The sequence below is a fragment of the Paenibacillus sp. sgz302191 genome (assembly GCF_057749925.1).
Map to the genome: position 1 here is coordinate 478,747 of NZ_JBYLHY010000002.1, position 16,797 is coordinate 495,543.

Genomic DNA, 16,797 nt, shown 5'->3' on the forward strand with positions numbered 1-16,797 from the left:
AGGAATTGTTCGCGACCAGCGGATGGAGAGCGCAAATTGATGTATTTTTGCAGGCTTTCTCCACGGCCGGGCCGCAAAAAAAGGACCGCAGACAAGCGGCGGCATACCGCTTGTCGTGCAGTCCTTTTTTATTCGGCGCGTTCCACTTTGACCGCGCAAATTTTGAATTCCGGCATCCGGCTCGTCGGATCGAGCGCGCCGACCGTCAGCTTGTTGACGGAAAGTTCGTCGCCCCAATGGAACGGCACGAACACCGTCCTCGGCTGAATCCCTTCCGTCACCTTCACCTGCAGCGCGATCGAGCCTCTGCGGCTCGTGATGCGGATTTTGCCGCCGATGCCGAGTCCGATTTTGCCGGCCAGCCACGGATGGATTTCCGCCACAGGCACCGGCATTTTTTTGTTCAATCCTTCGGTCCGCCGCGTCTGCGCGCCGCTTAAATAATGATTGGACAGCCGTCCGGTCGTCAGCACGAACGGATACTCCGCATCGATCGGCTCGGCGGGCATTTTGGGTACGATGCCGAACATTCGGGCCTTCCCGTCCGCATGGTAGAAGCCGTCTTCGAACAAATACGGCGTTCCCGGATGTTCCTTGGACGGGCAAGGCCAGAATAAACCGTTCTGCTCCTTCAGGCGGGCATACGTTATGCCGCTGTAATCGGCCTTGCCTCCCGCGGACGCCCGGGTCAGTTCGTCAAATACGTCCTCAATTCCGGCATACCTGAAATAAGCTCCTCTTCCGAGTTCCTCCGCCAGCTCGCAAATGATTTGATAATCCAGCTTGCTGTTTCCCGGCAGCTCCAGCGCCTTGCCGCGATGAAACACCCGGCCTTCGAGGTTCGTCAGCGTCCCTTCCCCTTCGAGAAAAGAAGATCCGGGAAGAAGATAATCCGCGTACTTGGCCGTTTCCGTCTCGAACATATCGACTACGACCAGCAGCTCCAGCTTCTGCAAAGCCCGCTCCACCATAGCGCTGTTCGGGCTGGAGACGATCGGGTTCGAGCCGAGCACGATGAGCGCCTTGATCTCGCCTTCGTCGGCTTTTTGCAGCAGCTCGTAGGCGGAGACGCCCTTTCCCGGCAGCTCGCCGGGATCGATCCCCCATACCCGGGCGACATGCTCCCGGGCTGCGGGGTCCTCGATCAGGCGGTATCCGGGAAGCTGGTCGGCCTTCTGGCCGTGCTCGCGCCCGCCCTGGCCGTTCGCCTGCCCGGTTACGGCCCCGTAACCGCAGCCTTTGCGCCCGATCTTGCCGGTCACTAGCGCCAGATTGATATAGTTGAGCGTGTTCTCCACACCGTTCACCTGCTGCTCCAAACCGCGGGCCGTCAGCACGATGCCGGTCTCCGCTTTGGCAAAGCCGCGGGCGATCGTCCGCACGACGCCCTCGAGTACGCCTGTCAGCTCCTCCACACGAGCAGGAGTGAAAGCTTTTACCGCTTCGGAGAGCTGCTCGAAGCCGGCTGTGCGGTCCCGGACGAAAGCATCCGCATGCAGCTTTTCGCTGACGATGACGTGCAGCAGTCCGTTGACAAATACCGAGTCAAACCCCGGCTGCAGGCGGACGTGAATGTCCGCCACCTTCGAGGTCATCGTATTGCGGGGATCGATCGTGACGATCGTTGCGCCTTTCTTTTTGGCATCCAGCAAATACGGCATCATGGTCGGCTGGCATTCGGCGATGTTCGTCCCGGCCAAAATGATGTACTTCGCATTCGGAATCTCGGAAAGCGGCATCGTCATGCCGCGGTCCAACCCGAACGCCTGATTGCTTGCCGCCGCTGCGGAAGACATACAGTATCGGCCGTTGTAATCGATATATTTGGAGCGCAGCGCCACGCGGGTGAATTTGCCGAGCAAATAGCTGACCTCATTGGTCAGCGAACCGCCGCCGTAGACGGCGACGGCATCCCGCCCGTACGCGGCTTGCAGCTCCTTGATTCGCTCCGCAATCTGCGGCAGCGCTGCGCTCCATGGCACAGCCTGCCAATTCCCCTGCCCGGCCCGTGCCCGCGCCAGCGGCTCCGTAATGCGCTCGGGATGGAGCACGTGGTCCAGCGCGTTCAGCCCTTTTTGGCACAGCCGGCCTGTAGCTACGGGAAAGGTCGGGCTAGGTTTGATCGCGACGCCCGGGCTTTTGTCCCCGGGCACCAGCTCCAATCCGCACTGCATACTGCAAAAGCAGCAGTGGGAGGAGGTTTGTTCTTTCGGCAATACCGTCAGCGCTGCTTGCACGGCGCCTCACCCCCCTGCTTGGAAAATCGCAATCAGCTGGCCAGCTCTTCCGCTTTCGGAAAGCCGATATACACCATGCCGTCCTGAATTTTCGTCGAATACGTCCGTACGCAGCCTGTGTCGGGAAGCTGTACCAGTCCGGAGGGCAAATGGATTTTCCGGTCATGCATCGGGCAGAAGACGTGCTCGTCGCACACAATCCCTTCGGCCAGCACCCCGTCTTTGTGCGGGCAGCGGTTTTGAATCGCATGCAGCTTTCCGCTGCTCAGCTTGAACAAAGCCACTTCCTCGTTTCGATAACGGATCGTTTTGCCGGTATTCACGGCCAATTCTTCATAAGATACGGCTTTCACCCATACCATTTGTTCTTCTATTACGTTCATGTTCATGCTCTCCTCCCATGGAAACCGTATTTTTCTATTTCAAATCGACCACTTCATACAGATCTTGACGGATTTTTTTACTGTCGATCGCCGCTCTCCAAGGATCTTTCGTCACGGACAAGGCGACATCCATTCTCGCGCACAATTCCTGACGTTTGGCCTCATCCTGCACGACATCGCGAATATGATCGATGCCCAGACGGTGCACCCACTCGCTCGTCCGCTCCCCATATTTGCCCGTTTCGCGGTAATATTGCAAATAAGCTTCCGTATATTCGATAATTTCCTGCTCGGTCTTCACGGTCGTGAGCAGATCGCCGACGCGGACTTTCACGCCGCCGTTGCCTCCGGCATACAGCTCCCAACCGCCGTCAACCGACACGACGCCCAAATCCTTGATGCCGGATTCCGCACAGTTGCGCGGGCAGCCGGATACGGCCATTTTCACTTTCGCCGGCGTATTCAGCCGCTCGAAACGTTGTTCCATGGCGATCCCCACACCCATCGAATCGCCCGTGCCGAAGCGGCAAAATTCCTCGCCCACGCACGTTTTCACGGTGCGCAGCGCTTTACCGTAAGCATAGCCTGACGGCATATCGAGCTCTTCCCACATCGCGGTAAGATCTTCTTTTTTCACGCCCAGCAGGTCGATCCGCTGTCCGCCCGTCAATTTCACCGTCGGCACGTTGAATTTCTCCGCCACTTCGGCGATCCGTTTCAGCTCCGCAGGATTCGTCACGCCGCCGTACATCCGGGGAACGACGGAGTAGGTGCCGTCTTTTTGAATATTCGCATGCATCCGCTCGTTGACAAAACGGGACGTGCTGTCGTCGCGGTACGTCTCCGGATTCACCATGCCCAGGTAGTAGTTCAAGGCAGGACGGCATTTGGAGCAGCCTTCTTCGTTTTTCCAGCTGAGCACGTTCATCACTTCGCGCACATGAGTAAGCCCTTTGGCGCGGATCGCTTCCACTACTTCGTCGCGAGTGTGGTCGGTGCAGCCGCAAATCGTTTCTTTTGCCGCGTTTTTGTCGTAAGAATCTCCCAGTGTAAAAGCCAGCAAATCACTGACCAAAGGCTTGCAGCCGCCGCAGGAGCGCGACGCCGTCGTACAGTTTTTGACCTCTTCCACGCTGGTCAAGCCCTGCTCCCTGATCGCCGAGCATATCGTTCCTTTGGTGACGCCGTTGCACCCGCAAATAATCGTATCGTCGCTCATATCCGCAACCGCCGAGCCTGTTCCGCCGCTTGCAGGGTCTTTCAGAATGGACGTTTTTTCCATGCCGCTGACGTCGGTGCCCTCACGGATCATTTGCATCAACCGCGTGCCGTCGGAAGTATCTCCAAATAGGACTGCGCCGATAATTTTGTTGTCCTGGACGACGACTTTCTTATAAATGCCGGAAAATTCGTCGTGAATGCGGATCGCTTTCGTCCCTTCGGCATCCATGAACTTACCCCCGGAAAATACGTCAACGCCGGAAACTTTAAGCTTCGTGTATACGACCGAGCCCTCATAAGGCCCTGTTTCCACCCCGGCCAAATGTTTGGCGAGAACGGCCCCCTGCTCGTACAACGGGGCTACGAGACCGTAAGCGATGCCCCGGTGCATGGCGCACTCGCCGACTGCGTATACGTTCGGTACGCTCGTTTGCAAATAATCGTTGACCACAATGCCCGGGTTGCATTCGAGGCCCGCATCTTTCGCCAGCTGCACGTTCGGCCGAATGCCCACGGCCATGACGATCAGATCGGCGTCGGCGACGGAACCGTCCTTGAATTTCAAGCCCTTGACGCGCTTGTCTCCGATAATTTCCACCGATTGCTTGTCGAGAAGGAAATTCATGCCCTGCTCTTCCAGCGCCGTCTGCAGCATCTTCGATGCCGGGCGGTCGAGCTGCCGCTCCATGATCGTGTCGACAATATGAACGACATCAACCTGCATGCCCAGATTCAGGAAGCCCCGGGCCGCCTCAAGACCGAGCAATCCGCCGCCGATGACGACGGCCTTCTTGTACTTTTTGGCCGAATCGATCATCACTTCGCAATCGCGAATCGTCCTGTAAGCCATGACGCCTTCTTTGTCGGCGCCCGGCAGCGGGATCATAAACGGATTCGAGCCGGTAGCCAATATCAATTTATCGTAAGATACCGTAACCCCTTTATCGCTTGTGACGGTTTGGGCGGTTGTGTCGATTCCGGTAACGGTTTGATTCGTATATAAAGTAATTCCATGGGAGGCGTACCATTCAAACGGATGAATGACGATATCATCCACTTTGGAATCTCCCGATAGAACGTAAGACAGCATAATTCTGTTGTAGTTCGGATAAGGCTCGCTGCCGAAAATCGTCACCTCATATTTGCCCGGCGCCAGTTTCAACAGGTGCTCAATCGCATTTACTCCAGCCATCCCATTCCCGACCAATACAAGCTTCTCTTTCTGTACCATTACAAATCATCCTCTCCAAATGATCAAACTCTATATCCCTGCGTGTATGATCCATATCCTTCCGGGAAAAAGGGCCACCCGGGAGCGGGGAGCGTATAACCGCTTTGAAAATCGACTGCTCCCGAATGACAAAAGTTGGGATATGGAGCTTGGAGCCGGCCCGATCATACTTTCGTCGGACCGACTCCTGGAGTAGTTCGATTCGAACTACCAAAGACGAGTGGTCGTAAACGTCTTTGCTCCTGCAGCCTGCAGCAGGGGGCAGTAGGCCGGCAGGCGGCAGTCTCAAGCTGCACGAGCAAAGCTTTTACGCGGTTCGTTGCTGCCGCCGGCCCTGAGGCCGGCAGCCGAACCTGTAATTTTAAGCGTGAACGCTGCTTGTCGGTGCGGACTTCACTTTGCCGCCCTCGCCGATCCAGGAGCGCTTCCACTGGCCTTGAACGATGGCGATGATCAGGATGCAGCAGATCGCAATGCCGCTCAGCACCAGGAAGCCCGGAGTGAAGGAGCCTGTGGAAAGCTTCAGGTTGCCGAGAATTTTGGGGAGAAAATATCCGCCCAATCCGCCGGCTGCGCCGACGACGCCCGTAATCATGCCGACTTCGTTGCTGAACCGCTGCGGAACGAGCTGGAACACGGCCCCGTTGCCCATCCCCATGCACATCATCCCGATGAACAGAAGCACCGTCGTAAGGCCAAGCGCAGGAAGCGTCGAGACGGCAGCCAACATCAAACCGATTCCCCCATACAAAGTCATCAGCATCCGGATACCGCCCATTTTATCGGAGAGCCAGCCGCCGATCGGGCGGAAAAAGCTGCCCGCAATAATGCAAATGGTGGCAAAATCCGCAGCGGCGACAGGATTCAACTGGTACTGCGTGTTGAAGAAAATCGTCAAATAGTTGGCCATACCGGAAAAACCGCCGAACGTCACCATATAAAGGATGCAGAACAACCAGGTATCCCTCTGCTTCAGCACGCGTCCGTAGTCGGCGAGTTTGGCCGGGGCAGGCTGCGTCGGACTGTCTTTGGCCGTGAACAGAAAAATGATAAATACAATGACCAGCGGGATCAAAGCCAGGCCGAATACGACGTGCCAGTCGCCATAATGCTGCGCCAGACGGTTGGCGAACAGCGTGCTGAAGATCGTTCCGCTGTTACCGGCGCCCGCAATTCCCAGCGCAAGCCCTTGATATTCCGGCGGATACCATCTGCTGGCCAGCGGCAGAGCGGCCGCAAAGCTGGCCCCCGCAATGCCGAGCATCAACGCTACGAAGTACATATCGCTGAGCGAATTCGCAAATTGCCACCCGAATACCAGCGGAACGACCGTCAGCAGCATGCCGATCATTCCCGTCTTTTTCGGACCGATTCTGTCGGTCAAATATCCGAGCACCACTCTGAGAATAGAGCCTCCGAGCGCAGGCAGCGCGACCAGGTTCGCCTTTTGCGCGGCGTCCAGATTAAAATCTTTGGCGATCAATACGGCCAGCGGACCGAGCATGACCCAAATCATGAAGCTCATGTCAAAATACATGAATGCGCTGAACAGAGACCCTTTGTGCCCGCTTTGCAAAAAACTTTTCCGATCGACCATACAGTACCCTCTCCTTTGTATACGGCATATTGCCTTATATGCTGCTTCCTATCCGAACTTGCCCGCTTGTTCTCCCTGCGCGATTGCCGTAGTTGACAGCAGTAGAAAAAGCCGACAGACGTAACCGCAGAAATGCGGAACGTTCATCGGCTTCTTTGCCACTGCAGCCACGTCGCTGTGACTGACATGTAATCATTTTTCACATAAGAGAACATAAAAAGCCTATCCTATTACGTATTTGTAAGGGATAGGCGCCATTGCCTTTTGGGACCGACACACCATTGTGTCCGTAACCTTGCGGGTTCATGATGTTATTATAGTATTCATTTTAGGTTATGTCAATAAACTTAACATAAATTTTCTGAAAAGGATTTGAAGCGGATTTTATCGACAAAAATTAAGGGGCTATGCTATATTATTTGGTATATTAAATTACATTCGCCGATATAACCTAACATGAATATGTCATTTCCTTGAAGCTAAACCATGATGGAGAGTGTTCAAATGCTGCAAACATTTATACTGATCGACGAGTTGAAACCGACTCGCACAGCCTCCTCCACTTCGTCTTCGTATTCGCGGAATGACCCGACCGAGCTTGCCAGGGAATCATTGCCCGAATCCATGCTGAAAGATATGGGATTTCGTGTCTATGCGGCCTCCACAACCAAAGAGTTAACTTTCATAATAGGAAAAGCCGATGCGGTTCTGCTGTCCGTAAGCCCCGACCAGGTGGCGCCCTGGCGGTTGCGGGCCCATGCGGAGCGCAGCCTCCCGATCTTTTGGTGGTGCGATCCTCACACGTTTCCGAGCAACGAATGCAAAATGGACGCAGGCATTGACGGGCTGATCGGCCCGACGATGAACGCTTTGGAAGTTCACTGCGCCCTGCTGCTCGGAGTCAATCATTATTTTCAGCGGACGGAGTGGCAGCAGGAGCGGGAACAGCTTTTGTCCCGTTTGGAGGAGCGCAAATGGATCGATCAGGCCAAGCGGATCTTATGCGAGATCAAGCATATTTCCGAAGCCGAGGCTTACGAGTTTTTGCGCAAGCAGGCTATGAACGAACGCAAGCGGATGGTAGACGTTGCCACCTCCATCGTCAAAGTGTATCAACTGCTGCAGGATGAGAATAAAGGAGGGCGTAAACGATGATTTCCCTGATAAAAGAAGTTGGCCGCGGCAAACGCGGCGCGAGAGATCTTACTTATGAAGAAGCGCTGAATGCAGCGGAGCAAATATTGACCGGAGCTGCCACGCCGGCTCAAATCGGAGCTTTTCTCGTGGCGGAGCGGATCAAGATGGAATCGCCGGAAGAGCTGAGAGCGTTCATTGACGCCCTGCGCAAGCGCAGCAGCACTTATCCTGTGCAGGGAAGCTTCGATTGCGCAGGGCCGTACGACGGCCGCACGCGCACATTCATCGCGACATTCCCTACGGCGTTCGTGCTGGCGGCCTGCGGGCTGCCAAGCACGCTGCACGGCACCTCCACCATGCCGCCCAAATGGGGCATTACATTGCCGGACGTGCTGCACGAGCTGAATATCCCGGCGGCGCACGCCTCGCGTGAGGCGCTCATTGCGGCCGCAGAACGCAGCGGCTTTCTGTTCGTGCCCACGGAAAGCTGGTGCCCGCCGCTCGGCGAGCTGCGCAGCCTGCGCCAGGAGCTCGGCCTGCGCACCGTGTTCAACACGGCGGAAAAGCTGCTGCGCTTTACGGAAGCGCCTTACATGGCTGTCGGCGTTTTTCACGGCACCGTTTTTGAGAAAATTACGAATATGCTGATCGATCTGGGCGTCACCCGCGGCATCGTCGTTCAAGGCATGGAAGGTTCGGAAGACTTGGCCGTCGACAAGCGGACCCGGACCTACCTGATTCGGGACGGGGCGAGCGAGCTGTTCATCGTCGATCCGGAAATTTTCGAGCTGATGGTGGAAGTGCCCGAAGTCGAATGGACGGCTGAGCTGCAAGGCCAAACCGCCCTCGCCGTGCTGCGCGGCGAAGCCGAGCTGCCTTACCTGAACATGGTGCTGCTGAACAGCGCCGTGCGGCTCTGGGTCGCCGGGCATGCCGGCTCCATCGAAGAAGGCATTTACTTGGCCCGCCACGCCATCGAACAAGGAACGGCGCTGCAGAAATATACGGAATGGTCGGAAGCGATAAGCGCGGTTACGGCCATGTAAAGGGGGCTGCCGTTTGTGGCAGCCCTTTTTTACCGGTCCGAGGCCCGGACCGGTCACGCGCGGCTTGCCCGCTGCGGGGCGAAAGGCCGCGCTGCGTCCACGGCGGCTCGCCAGCACGGGGCGAAAGGCCGCGGAGCGTCCACGGCGGATCGCCAGCGGGGCGAAGGACCGCGGAGCGTCCACGGCGGATCGCCAGCGGGGCGAAGGACCGCGGGGCGTCGACAGCGGATCGCCGGCACGGGGCGAAGGACCGCGTGGCGTCCACGGCGGGATTGTCGGCAACGGCCGAAACACCGCGCAGGTCAACGGCGGATCGTCGGCACGCAAGCCTGCAAAAGTGCAGGCTTTTTCCGTGTATGCGGCTCATTTTAGCGAAAAGCCTGCAATTGTGCAGGAATTTTTGCTCGAAATGAGCCCGAGCCCATATCCGCGGCGAAAAACCTGCACAATTGCAGGAATTTGTTGTATCCAGCGCATCCGTCGAGCAAAAACTGTACTTTTGCAGGTTTTTTCTTTACGCAACCAGGCAGTCAGCAGGCTGAGGTGCTGAAGCAGGGGGCGCTAGGCCGCTTGGCAGGGAAAAGCCTGCAAAAGTGCAGGTTTTTTCCTTAAAAATGGTTCGTTTTGGCGAAAAGCCTGCGATTGTGCAGGAATTTTTGCTCGAAATGAGCCCGAGCCCATATCCGCGGCGAAAAACCTGCACATTTGCAGGAATTTGTTGTATCCAGCGCATCCGTCGAGCAAAAACTGTACTTTTGCAGTTTTTTTCTTCACGCAACCAGGCAGATTGTGTGACCAGCTCTGGTGCATGGGTCTCTGAGTAGCTTGATTTTTGCAGATTTTCTGCACGCACGCGAACTACAGGCACTAATTTCCCACTCCTTGCGCTCCTCCAGACAACAAAACCCACCCTTGCACCTCTCCCGGCAGCAAAACCCACTCTTTGCTCTCCTTCGAACAACTTGCACTTCCCCGGCTGAATAACTTTCCATGCACTTCCTGGACAACAAACCCCACTCCTTGCGCTCCGTAGGCTGCAAAAAGTGGGGGAGTAGTTAGCGCTACTTTTCTATAAACAGCTGCGTGAACATTTTGCCGCACGGGCCGCCGTTCATAACGCCGATGCCGATTTGCTTGAAGCTCCGGTTGAGCATGTTGGCGTGATAAGGCTGGGAGTCTATCATAGCCTCATGCGCTGCCGTTGCATCTTTGTTGCATGCGATGTTTTCGGCCGCCGTACTGTATTTGATATTGAGCTTCTTCAGCATGTCAAACGGCGTGCCGAGGATTGGCGAGTTGTGAGCAAAATAGTTGCGGTCGACCATGTCCTGGCTTTTCAGGCGCGCCGCCCGCGTCAGTTCGGTATCTACGGCAAGCGGTGCGAGACCCGCTTTGGTCCGTTCCTTGTTGAGCAGATCGACCATCTGCTGCTCTTCCACGGTCAAAGCCGGCAAAGCGGGTGCCGCGGGAGACGGGGACGGTTCGGGCACCGGCTTTGGCTTCGGACTTGGCGACGGCGGGGACGGTTCGGGCACCGGCTTTGGTTTCGGACTTGGCGGCGGCGGGGGCGGTTCGGGCACCGGCTTTGGACTTGGCGGCAGCGGAGATGGCGAAGCGGGGTTTTTCGTTATTTTCAACCTGCCGTACGCCCAAAGGATCGATTCCAGCGTCCGGTCGTCCACGCTGCCGGTGACGGGGAGTCCGTATTTTTCCTGAAAAGCTTTGACGCCGGCCCGCGTCTGATTGCCGTAATAGCCGGTTATGGGACCGCCGTAGAAGCCCAGCGATTTCAACATCCCCTGTACGGCATATACATCAGGGCCTTTGGAGCCTTTGCCGAACGCATACGCCGTCGTAGACGACGCAAACAGCATGAACGCACAGATCAGCGCTATCCAGATTTGCTTACTTTTGCCTCGAAACATGAGCTGCCTTCACTCCTCGTCAAAAGGAATCTTTCGCCTGTAGAAATGACGATAGGCTTAGATTTTCCTAATTAAGGAGGATTATCCGATGAAACGGCTTAATTATTTGTGGTCTCGGTCTCAACTTGTGCGGCGGTGATCCGGAATTCAGCCGATTGACGGGGGCATAACGGAATCGCGCTCCGACCGCCAATCCGGAATTGCACACACTGCTGCCTTGACACCTACTCGGTTCCCCAGCCCGTAAAGTGGTTGGTCATCCGCCTCGCCGTATCAAGCGTCAAGATCATCTGCGTAGCAGCAAATTTGGCATACGCATCGCTCGTTCCGTTAAACTCGTCGCCATCGACAGTAAAGATCGGCTTGAATCCGCCTGCCTCATTGCCGCGAACGCCGAACGCGAATTCAGCGGATGCGGTACGGTATGACGCCTTGCCGTAATCCGTAGCCATCCTGACCCGACCGCTGAATAGCGATTTATCCGTCCCGATGCGGCACACCCGAAACCATTGCGCATAATTCCGCACGCCGGGCTTCGGCTCGCCGATGTCCCGCAGCTTCCGGTATCTCAGATCGCGCCACGTATTTTTCCAGTTCTCGGCTTTACTCAAATGCGAGGTTCTTATGGGGCCGTCAAAATTAAAAATTCCCGACGTTTCCGGATAATCCGCTTGGATGAAATTGCCCGCGAATGCCGGCCCCTCCGGCGGTGTCTCGCAACGGAACAAGCCGCTTGAGTCGCGAATGGTGCCATTTTTGCCGAAACCGACGCCTGTCGAGTTGCCCGTTGTCCATATATTGACTTCCAGCAACAAGCCTGCCCATCTTCCCTCTCATCTGTATTCCCCTGCATACTGCTGGCTTGCGCACGAAACTCGATACGTCTCAGTATCCGATTTCGGCTATGACATGTTGAACGAATCCGCCATATTTGGGACCGTAAAATTCGGGTCGTTATAGTTTTGCTCGATATAGGCGGCCATAGACTTATTCGATTATTTTGGCCATCGCATTATTTCATGCTTCTTTGGGTTACACCTAAACCTCAAATTTACCAGGCATTACCACGAACTGCATAAGTCCTGTCAATAGAAGAGCAAATGTAAGTATGCCTTATCTAAGTGAAAACGGAGCCCGTAGTGGGCTCCGTACTTTTGTTGATTAAACTTCGAGAGTGACAAGAAATGTTTTAATTTCATAAGGCTTAAGCTCAATATTTGAAGCCTCAACGTCTCCGATTAGACGCTCCATTAAATCACATTCCTGCATCGATTGAATCCTAAAATCGCTCTTGATATCCACATGAGTACGGACCCCGGCAAACTCATGAATACGAAGAACAAGTCTCTCTCCATCCTCAGCTTTTTTAATTGCATCCGCCATCACATTCGGAGCAGAGAATTCAAACATGGAAAGTGTGCCTTGCGTTGGAACACCTGCATAACTCGTCAGCGGATTATTAAGCTCCCATGCTTCCTGTACCGTACCGCCTGCATACCAATCTCCCGCATGCGGGAGAAGAGCATACACAAAGGAATGTTCCCCGAGATCAGCTATCGGGTCCGGATGAATCGCGGATTTAATGAGTGACAAGCGCATGACGTTATCCTTAATGTCGTAGCCATACTTACAATCATTCAGTAAGCTTACGCCGTATCCTCGTTCGGACAAGTCCGCCCATTGGTGTCCGACGGATTCAAAACGCGCCCAATCCCAGCTCGTGTTCCAATGCGTCGGACGCTTGACGTTACCGAACTGAATATCGTAAGTAGCCTCCGTAGAACGCACGTCAACAGGGAAAGCAACCTTCAACAGCTGCTGACGTTCCTGCCAGTCGATATGGGTACGGAAATCAATGCGTCGGCTGTCTGCATAGACAGTCATCCATTGCGAAATCGTAGACTTCGCAAAGTTCCATTTGAATGCAACTGTTGCGGCTAATGGTCCCTCTTCAACAAGCTCGACCGATATAAGATCAGTAATTTCGCGCATTTTTTCTTGGTAGAAAATATCGATATCCCAAGCGTCGAAATCAATCGGCTTATCTTCAAACACCTGTAGAACGTTGCCGCGCGAGCTTGCAGCAAGCACGTTCCGGCGATTATCTAGGTCGAATACGCGGACCAACTGACCGAATTCGTTCCATTCGATTTCATAATGAGGTGTTTTTAGCGTGCGTCCTTTCAATTGGAAAGGAATCTCTTCAGCTGCAGCAGTAGATTGAGATGGTTCTGTAAAGTGAATCGTCGTCATACCTAAAGACGGTACTTTAGGTGCATCGATGATCCAGCGGCCATCCGTGTATTGCGATTTCAATTGGTTGCCTTCCCGATCAGTCCAAACGCTGCCAATCACAGCTTTTTCCCCAGGGATAATAACAAGATCACTTCGTTCCCATGAGGCGCTGTTCAGAACCGTTACCGCACCTTTTTCCTGCTGTGTTACAATTCGTGCTGCAGCTTCATTCCACGCAGATGTCCCTATAGACATAGCTTCCGCATATTCCTCACGACTATCTTCGTAGACCTCAGTAATCGAAGAACCGGGAATGATATCATGGAACTGATTGCGTAAAATGATGGTCCAACCCTTGTTTAACATCTCCTGTGGATAAACGCTCCAATCGGATTTCAACAAAGCAACCAAAGCACTGACATATTCCGTTTCACGATATAGAAGCTCCAGCTTACGATTCATCCGTTTGATGTAGGCTTGGCTTGTATAAGTACCGCGATGATATTCGAGATACAGCTCACCGTCCCATGTATGCACATAACGGTCCGTTGCTTCAACAGTTTCGTGTAACCGCTCAAAGTATTCGTCTGCGCGTCCAGTTTTCACTTTAGGCAGGCCAGGCATGTCTTCCAAACGACGGCGCATCTCCAGCATCTCTCGATTGACACCGCCGCCGCCATCTCCATACCCATAAGACAGCAGAAGCTCTTGATTCACTTCTTTATCACGGTAGGCATCCCAGGTTCCCTTGACCGTCATTGGCGTTACCATGCCGTTGTACGTATAGAAGAACGAGTTAGCCTCTTCCCAGTCGCCAGGTGTGGTAATGAAATGCGTCAAAACTTCGGTGCCATCAATTCCCCGCCATTTGAAGGTATCGTGAGGCATACGATTGAACTGGTTCCAGCTGATTTTGGTCGTCATGAACGTATCGAACCCTGATTTCAGCAAAATTTGCGGCAGCGCCCAGCTGTACCCGAATACGTCGGGAAGCCATAAATAAGTGCTTTCCACCCCGAACTCCTCACGAATAAATCGGGTTCCATGTAAAAATTGTCTCACCAGCGATTCACCTGAGGTTAGGTTGCAATCGGCTTCCAGCCACATGCCTCCGCCAACTTCCCATCGCCCCTCACGTACACGCTCGAGAATTTGCTCGTAAATATCAGGATAATCTTGCTTGATATAGGCGTATAGTTGAGGCTGCGTCTGCAAAAACACATAGTCCGGGAATCGTTCCATTAGGCGCAGTACCGTGGAGAACGAACGAGCGCATTTTTCCCGAGTATGCTTAAGTCTCCACAACCAAGCCACGTCAATGTGGGTATGCCCAATACAAGTAATCGTAACGGGATGCTTCTTCTCCATCTGATTTAATTCCTCAAGCAGCAGTTCGCGGGAACGATATACGGAGTCATAGTAGGCTTCCGAGAGCGGATTCGACCAATCCACCAGCTTAAAAGAACGATCGAGCGCTTTAACTAACTGCGTACGTTCAGGATGGTTAGCATCCAGACTGCGGATGGTTTCCAGCACAGCGCGTCCAGTGTAGTAGAAATCGTCAACCCGCTCATCCAGCCAGCAGATTTCAGCAAGATTCACCGTATGCTTCTTCTCGCGCGGTTTTCCGCCTCCTTCGAGTCCTGACCACAGGCGGATATCCATCCGCCCCTGCGTGCCTGCAGCATCTTCCGGTAAAAATACTTCTTGATGGTTCGAATCGACACCCTGAAAAGGGGAACCGTTCCAATATAATAAGGATTCGAATCCGTCATTGTTGCCTCCGCCCGTTTCACCGAAATCGAAGCGCCCCAAAATGGTTTTGTCGGCCCATTCCTTTGGAATATCAATTATGCGCGATAACCACACGTAGCGGTCGCGCCCTTTCCAAGTCTCACCCGTCTTCAGTTCAAATGCAGGCTGCGTAACTGGCGGTCTTGCTCCATTCGCTCCATCCTCATCTTCCGTAGCTGAAAATCGCTCCAAAGGCACCGCATCGCGATACCGGGTTTCGCTTAATTCGCGCAATCTCGCTTCCAGCTTCGATTCTGTAAAAAACATATCGAATCTCTCCTCCTATCGATTTCAATGAATCAATTTCTCTAGCTTGAGCAAATTGGTATAACTTAACGCCAAACTATCCATCGGGTTTCCCTGGCAATAATCTTGCTCAACAGCGAACCATTCTACACCACTTTGCAATCCCCACTTCAGGATAGGTGCGAAATCAATCGATCCAGTTCCGATTTCAGCGAAATATTTTCTTTCGTCTGCAGTAATATCCTTCAGATGAAGGATCGGCATACGAAAAGCATAATTTTGAATGAAGGATAGCGGATCTTGATCCGCCTTTTTTACCCAGTAGGTGTCAATCTCAGCATAAATAGCCGGATCTTCAAGCAAGTATTCCAGGGCAAATTTCCCATCGATTGTCGTATGAAATTCAAAATCGTGATTATGATACCCTACGCGGTATCCCATGCCGCTGACTCTGGAAGCTGCCTGCAGCAAATCGTGACGCACACTAGCATACCCCTCTGGATTCTGCAGCCCATCAGGGAGTGAGTGACAGATCAGATCCTTCGTATCGAAAAGGCGAGCCTCCTCCAATACGGCGTCCATATCATTCTTCAATCGCTCCAAACCGACATGCATGCCAGCCGTTTGCAATCCGAGTTCTTTCATAACCGCAGCGATATCTTTCGCTGGATTTCCATGCAGCCCATCGATCTGGACGGCCGCCCACCCCATCTTTTTCAGCTCTCTCAGTACGCTTGGGAAATCTTTTTTCAATTCGTTTCTCAAGGTGTACAATTGCGCAGCCAATTTATGTTGGATCATTCCGCCAGCTCCTCCCTTTTCAACTCCAACCATTCGACCTCTTGCTCAGTTAACGGCAGATTCATAGCTTGTATAGAGGAATCCAGCTCCTCCGGGTTTCGAGGCCCAATGATTGCACAAGTCGGGAAAGACTGATTAAGAACGTAGGATAAGGCAATTTGAATCGGTGTAACCTGCTTTTCTTCAGCCAGCTTTGTGGCACGACGATAACGTTCCCAGTTGTTTTCGCTGTAGTACACGCGTACCATTTCCTCATCCGCACGATTGTCTGGTGTGAAATTTCCCGAGAAAAATCCACCAGCTTGGGCGGACCATGCCAGTAATGGCAGCTGATTGACCGAATGCCAATCGCAGGTATCCTCATCTGCCGAAACGCAGCCCTCCCAGCGGGGTTCGTTAGGCTTAGCAAGACTGAGATTCGGACTGCTGAATGAAAATCCTGTGAGGTTATGGGCAGCCGCGTACTCATTCGCTTCCTGGATGCGCTTATGCGACCAGTTGGAAGCTCCAATTGCCCGGATTCGCTTGGCCTCAAGGTGTACATTCAGCTCCTCGATGATCGGTCCGACCGCTACGTTCGGATCGTCCCGGTGCAGCGCATATAGATCGACATACTCCGTTCCCAGCCTTTCTAGACTCTCCGTTAAATCCTTGCGGATCGCTTGCGGATTTACCCGTGGACCCGGGCTGCCGTCATCGTGATGAGCACCCTTCGTTAGAATGACCAACTTCTCCCGATTCTTCTGCTCCGCAAGCCATTGACCGAGAACCAGCTCTTTGCCCCGATATTGATGAGCGGTATCGAAGGCATTGCCGCCTTCGCGAATGTAAGCATCCAGCATCATCCGTTCCGGCTCTTCCAATTTTCTCAAATCTCCCGTTCCCATGAACAATCGAGAAATGGGTTTGTCTACGCCCTTGATATTCATATATCTCATCCTGAA

12 protein-coding genes are annotated in these 16,797 nt (G+C 53.8%); 2 read left to right on the forward strand and 10 right to left on the reverse strand.

Going from position 1 to position 16,797, the window contains the following annotated elements; genetic code table 11:
* Window positions 1–128 precede the first annotated feature (128 nt).
* From AC3G2T_RS04600 to AC3G2T_RS04615, 4 genes are all read right to left on the reverse strand, one after another.
* The gene (locus AC3G2T_RS04600) at window positions 129–2,237 is read right to left on the reverse strand and encodes a molybdopterin oxidoreductase family protein (RefSeq protein ID WP_474680603.1); all 2,109 of its coding nucleotides are present in this window, start codon (window positions 2,235–2,237) and stop codon (window positions 129–131) included.
* A gap of 32 nt (window positions 2,238–2,269) precedes the next feature.
* Window positions 2,270–2,620, reverse strand: a complete 351-nt coding sequence (gene nirD, locus AC3G2T_RS04605) for a nitrite reductase small subunit NirD (protein ID WP_474680604.1) — start codon at window positions 2,618–2,620, stop codon at window positions 2,270–2,272.
* 34 nt (window positions 2,621–2,654) lie between these two features.
* Window positions 2,655–5,072 (reverse strand): nitrite reductase large subunit NirB, encoded by a 2,418-nt coding sequence (gene nirB, locus AC3G2T_RS04610; protein WP_488434687.1) that lies wholly within the window; start codon window positions 5,070–5,072, stop codon window positions 2,655–2,657.
* 361 nt (window positions 5,073–5,433) lie between these two features.
* Window positions 5,434–6,669 (reverse strand): nitrate/nitrite transporter, encoded by a 1,236-nt coding sequence (locus tag AC3G2T_RS04615; RefSeq protein ID WP_474680606.1) that lies wholly within the window; start codon window positions 6,667–6,669, stop codon window positions 5,434–5,436.
* A 504-nt stretch (window positions 6,670–7,173) separates the two neighbouring features.
* Here AC3G2T_RS04615 and AC3G2T_RS04620 point away from each other — a divergent pair.
* Both AC3G2T_RS04620 and AC3G2T_RS04625 read left to right on the forward strand, forming a co-directional pair.
* Window positions 7,174–7,824, forward strand: a complete 651-nt coding sequence (locus AC3G2T_RS04620; protein WP_474680607.1) for an ANTAR domain-containing response regulator — start codon at window positions 7,174–7,176, stop codon at window positions 7,822–7,824.
* Window positions 7,821–8,852 carry an anthranilate phosphoribosyltransferase gene (locus AC3G2T_RS04625; RefSeq protein WP_488434688.1) on the forward strand — a complete coding sequence of 344 codons (1,032 nt, stop codon included), beginning with the start codon at window positions 7,821–7,823 and terminating at the stop codon, window positions 8,850–8,852. The genes AC3G2T_RS04620 and AC3G2T_RS04625 overlap by 4 nt, the downstream gene beginning before the upstream one ends.
* Window positions 8,853–9,366: 514 nt before the next feature.
* On the opposite strand, the gene AC3G2T_RS04630 is transcribed toward AC3G2T_RS04625, so the two are convergent.
* The 6 genes from AC3G2T_RS04630 to AC3G2T_RS04655 all read right to left on the reverse strand — a co-directional run bounded on the left by AC3G2T_RS04630 (window position 9,367) and on the right by AC3G2T_RS04655 (window position 16,791).
* A complete protein-coding gene (locus AC3G2T_RS04630; protein ID WP_488434689.1) occupies window positions 9,367–9,720 on the reverse strand; it encodes a hypothetical protein in 354 nt (117 codons plus the stop codon).
* A gap of 193 nt (window positions 9,721–9,913) precedes the next feature.
* On the reverse strand, window positions 9,914–10,777 hold the full coding sequence (locus AC3G2T_RS04635; RefSeq protein ID WP_488434690.1) for a peptidoglycan-binding protein: 864 nt from the start codon (window positions 10,775–10,777) through the stop codon (window positions 9,914–9,916).
* Window positions 10,778–11,001: 224 nt separating this feature from the next.
* Window positions 11,002–11,592 (reverse strand): hypothetical protein, encoded by a 591-nt coding sequence (locus AC3G2T_RS04640; RefSeq protein ID WP_488434691.1) that lies wholly within the window; start codon window positions 11,590–11,592, stop codon window positions 11,002–11,004.
* 346 nt (window positions 11,593–11,938) lie between these two features.
* Window positions 11,939–15,073, reverse strand: coding sequence for an alpha-mannosidase (locus AC3G2T_RS04645; protein WP_488434692.1), 3,135 nt, complete (start codon window positions 15,071–15,073; stop codon window positions 11,939–11,941).
* 24 nt (window positions 15,074–15,097) lie between these two features.
* Entirely contained in the window at window positions 15,098–15,853 is a 756-nt protein-coding gene (locus AC3G2T_RS04650) for a sugar phosphate isomerase/epimerase family protein (RefSeq protein WP_488434693.1), read from the reverse strand.
* The gene (locus AC3G2T_RS04655; RefSeq protein ID WP_488434694.1) at window positions 15,850–16,791 is read right to left on the reverse strand and encodes an aldo/keto reductase; all 942 of its coding nucleotides are present in this window, start codon (window positions 16,789–16,791) and stop codon (window positions 15,850–15,852) included. Before AC3G2T_RS04655 ends, AC3G2T_RS04650 begins: the two co-directional genes overlap by 4 nt.
* Window positions 16,792–16,797 lie beyond the last annotated feature (6 nt).

What these genes read in the sequence shown, in the direction of transcription:
- nirD (WP_474680604.1), bottom strand. Translation starts at nt 2,620, where the DNA reads ATGAACGTAATAGAAGAACAAATGGTATGGGTGAAAGCCGTATCTTAT.
- nirB (WP_488434687.1), bottom strand. Translation starts at nt 5,072, where the DNA reads ATGGTACAGAAAGAGAAGCTTGTATTGGTCGGGAATGGGATGGCTGGA.
- AC3G2T_RS04615 (WP_474680606.1), bottom strand. Translation starts at nt 6,669, where the DNA reads ATGGTCGATCGGAAAAGTTTTTTGCAAAGCGGGCACAAAGGGTCTCTG.
- AC3G2T_RS04620 (WP_474680607.1), top strand. Translation starts at nt 7,174, where the DNA reads ATGCTGCAAACATTTATACTGATCGACGAGTTGAAACCGACTCGCACA.
- AC3G2T_RS04625 (WP_488434688.1), top strand. Translation starts at nt 7,821, where the DNA reads ATGATTTCCCTGATAAAAGAAGTTGGCCGCGGCAAACGCGGCGCGAGA.
- AC3G2T_RS04635 (WP_488434690.1), bottom strand. Translation starts at nt 10,777, where the DNA reads ATGTTTCGAGGCAAAAGTAAGCAAATCTGGATAGCGCTGATCTGTGCG.
- AC3G2T_RS04645 (WP_488434692.1), bottom strand. Translation starts at nt 15,073, where the DNA reads ATGTTTTTTACAGAATCGAAGCTGGAAGCGAGATTGCGCGAATTAAGC.
- AC3G2T_RS04650 (WP_488434693.1), bottom strand. Translation starts at nt 15,853, where the DNA reads ATGATCCAACATAAATTGGCTGCGCAATTGTACACCTTGAGAAACGAA.
- AC3G2T_RS04655 (WP_488434694.1), bottom strand. Translation starts at nt 16,791, where the DNA reads ATGAGATATATGAATATCAAGGGCGTAGACAAACCCATTTCTCGATTG.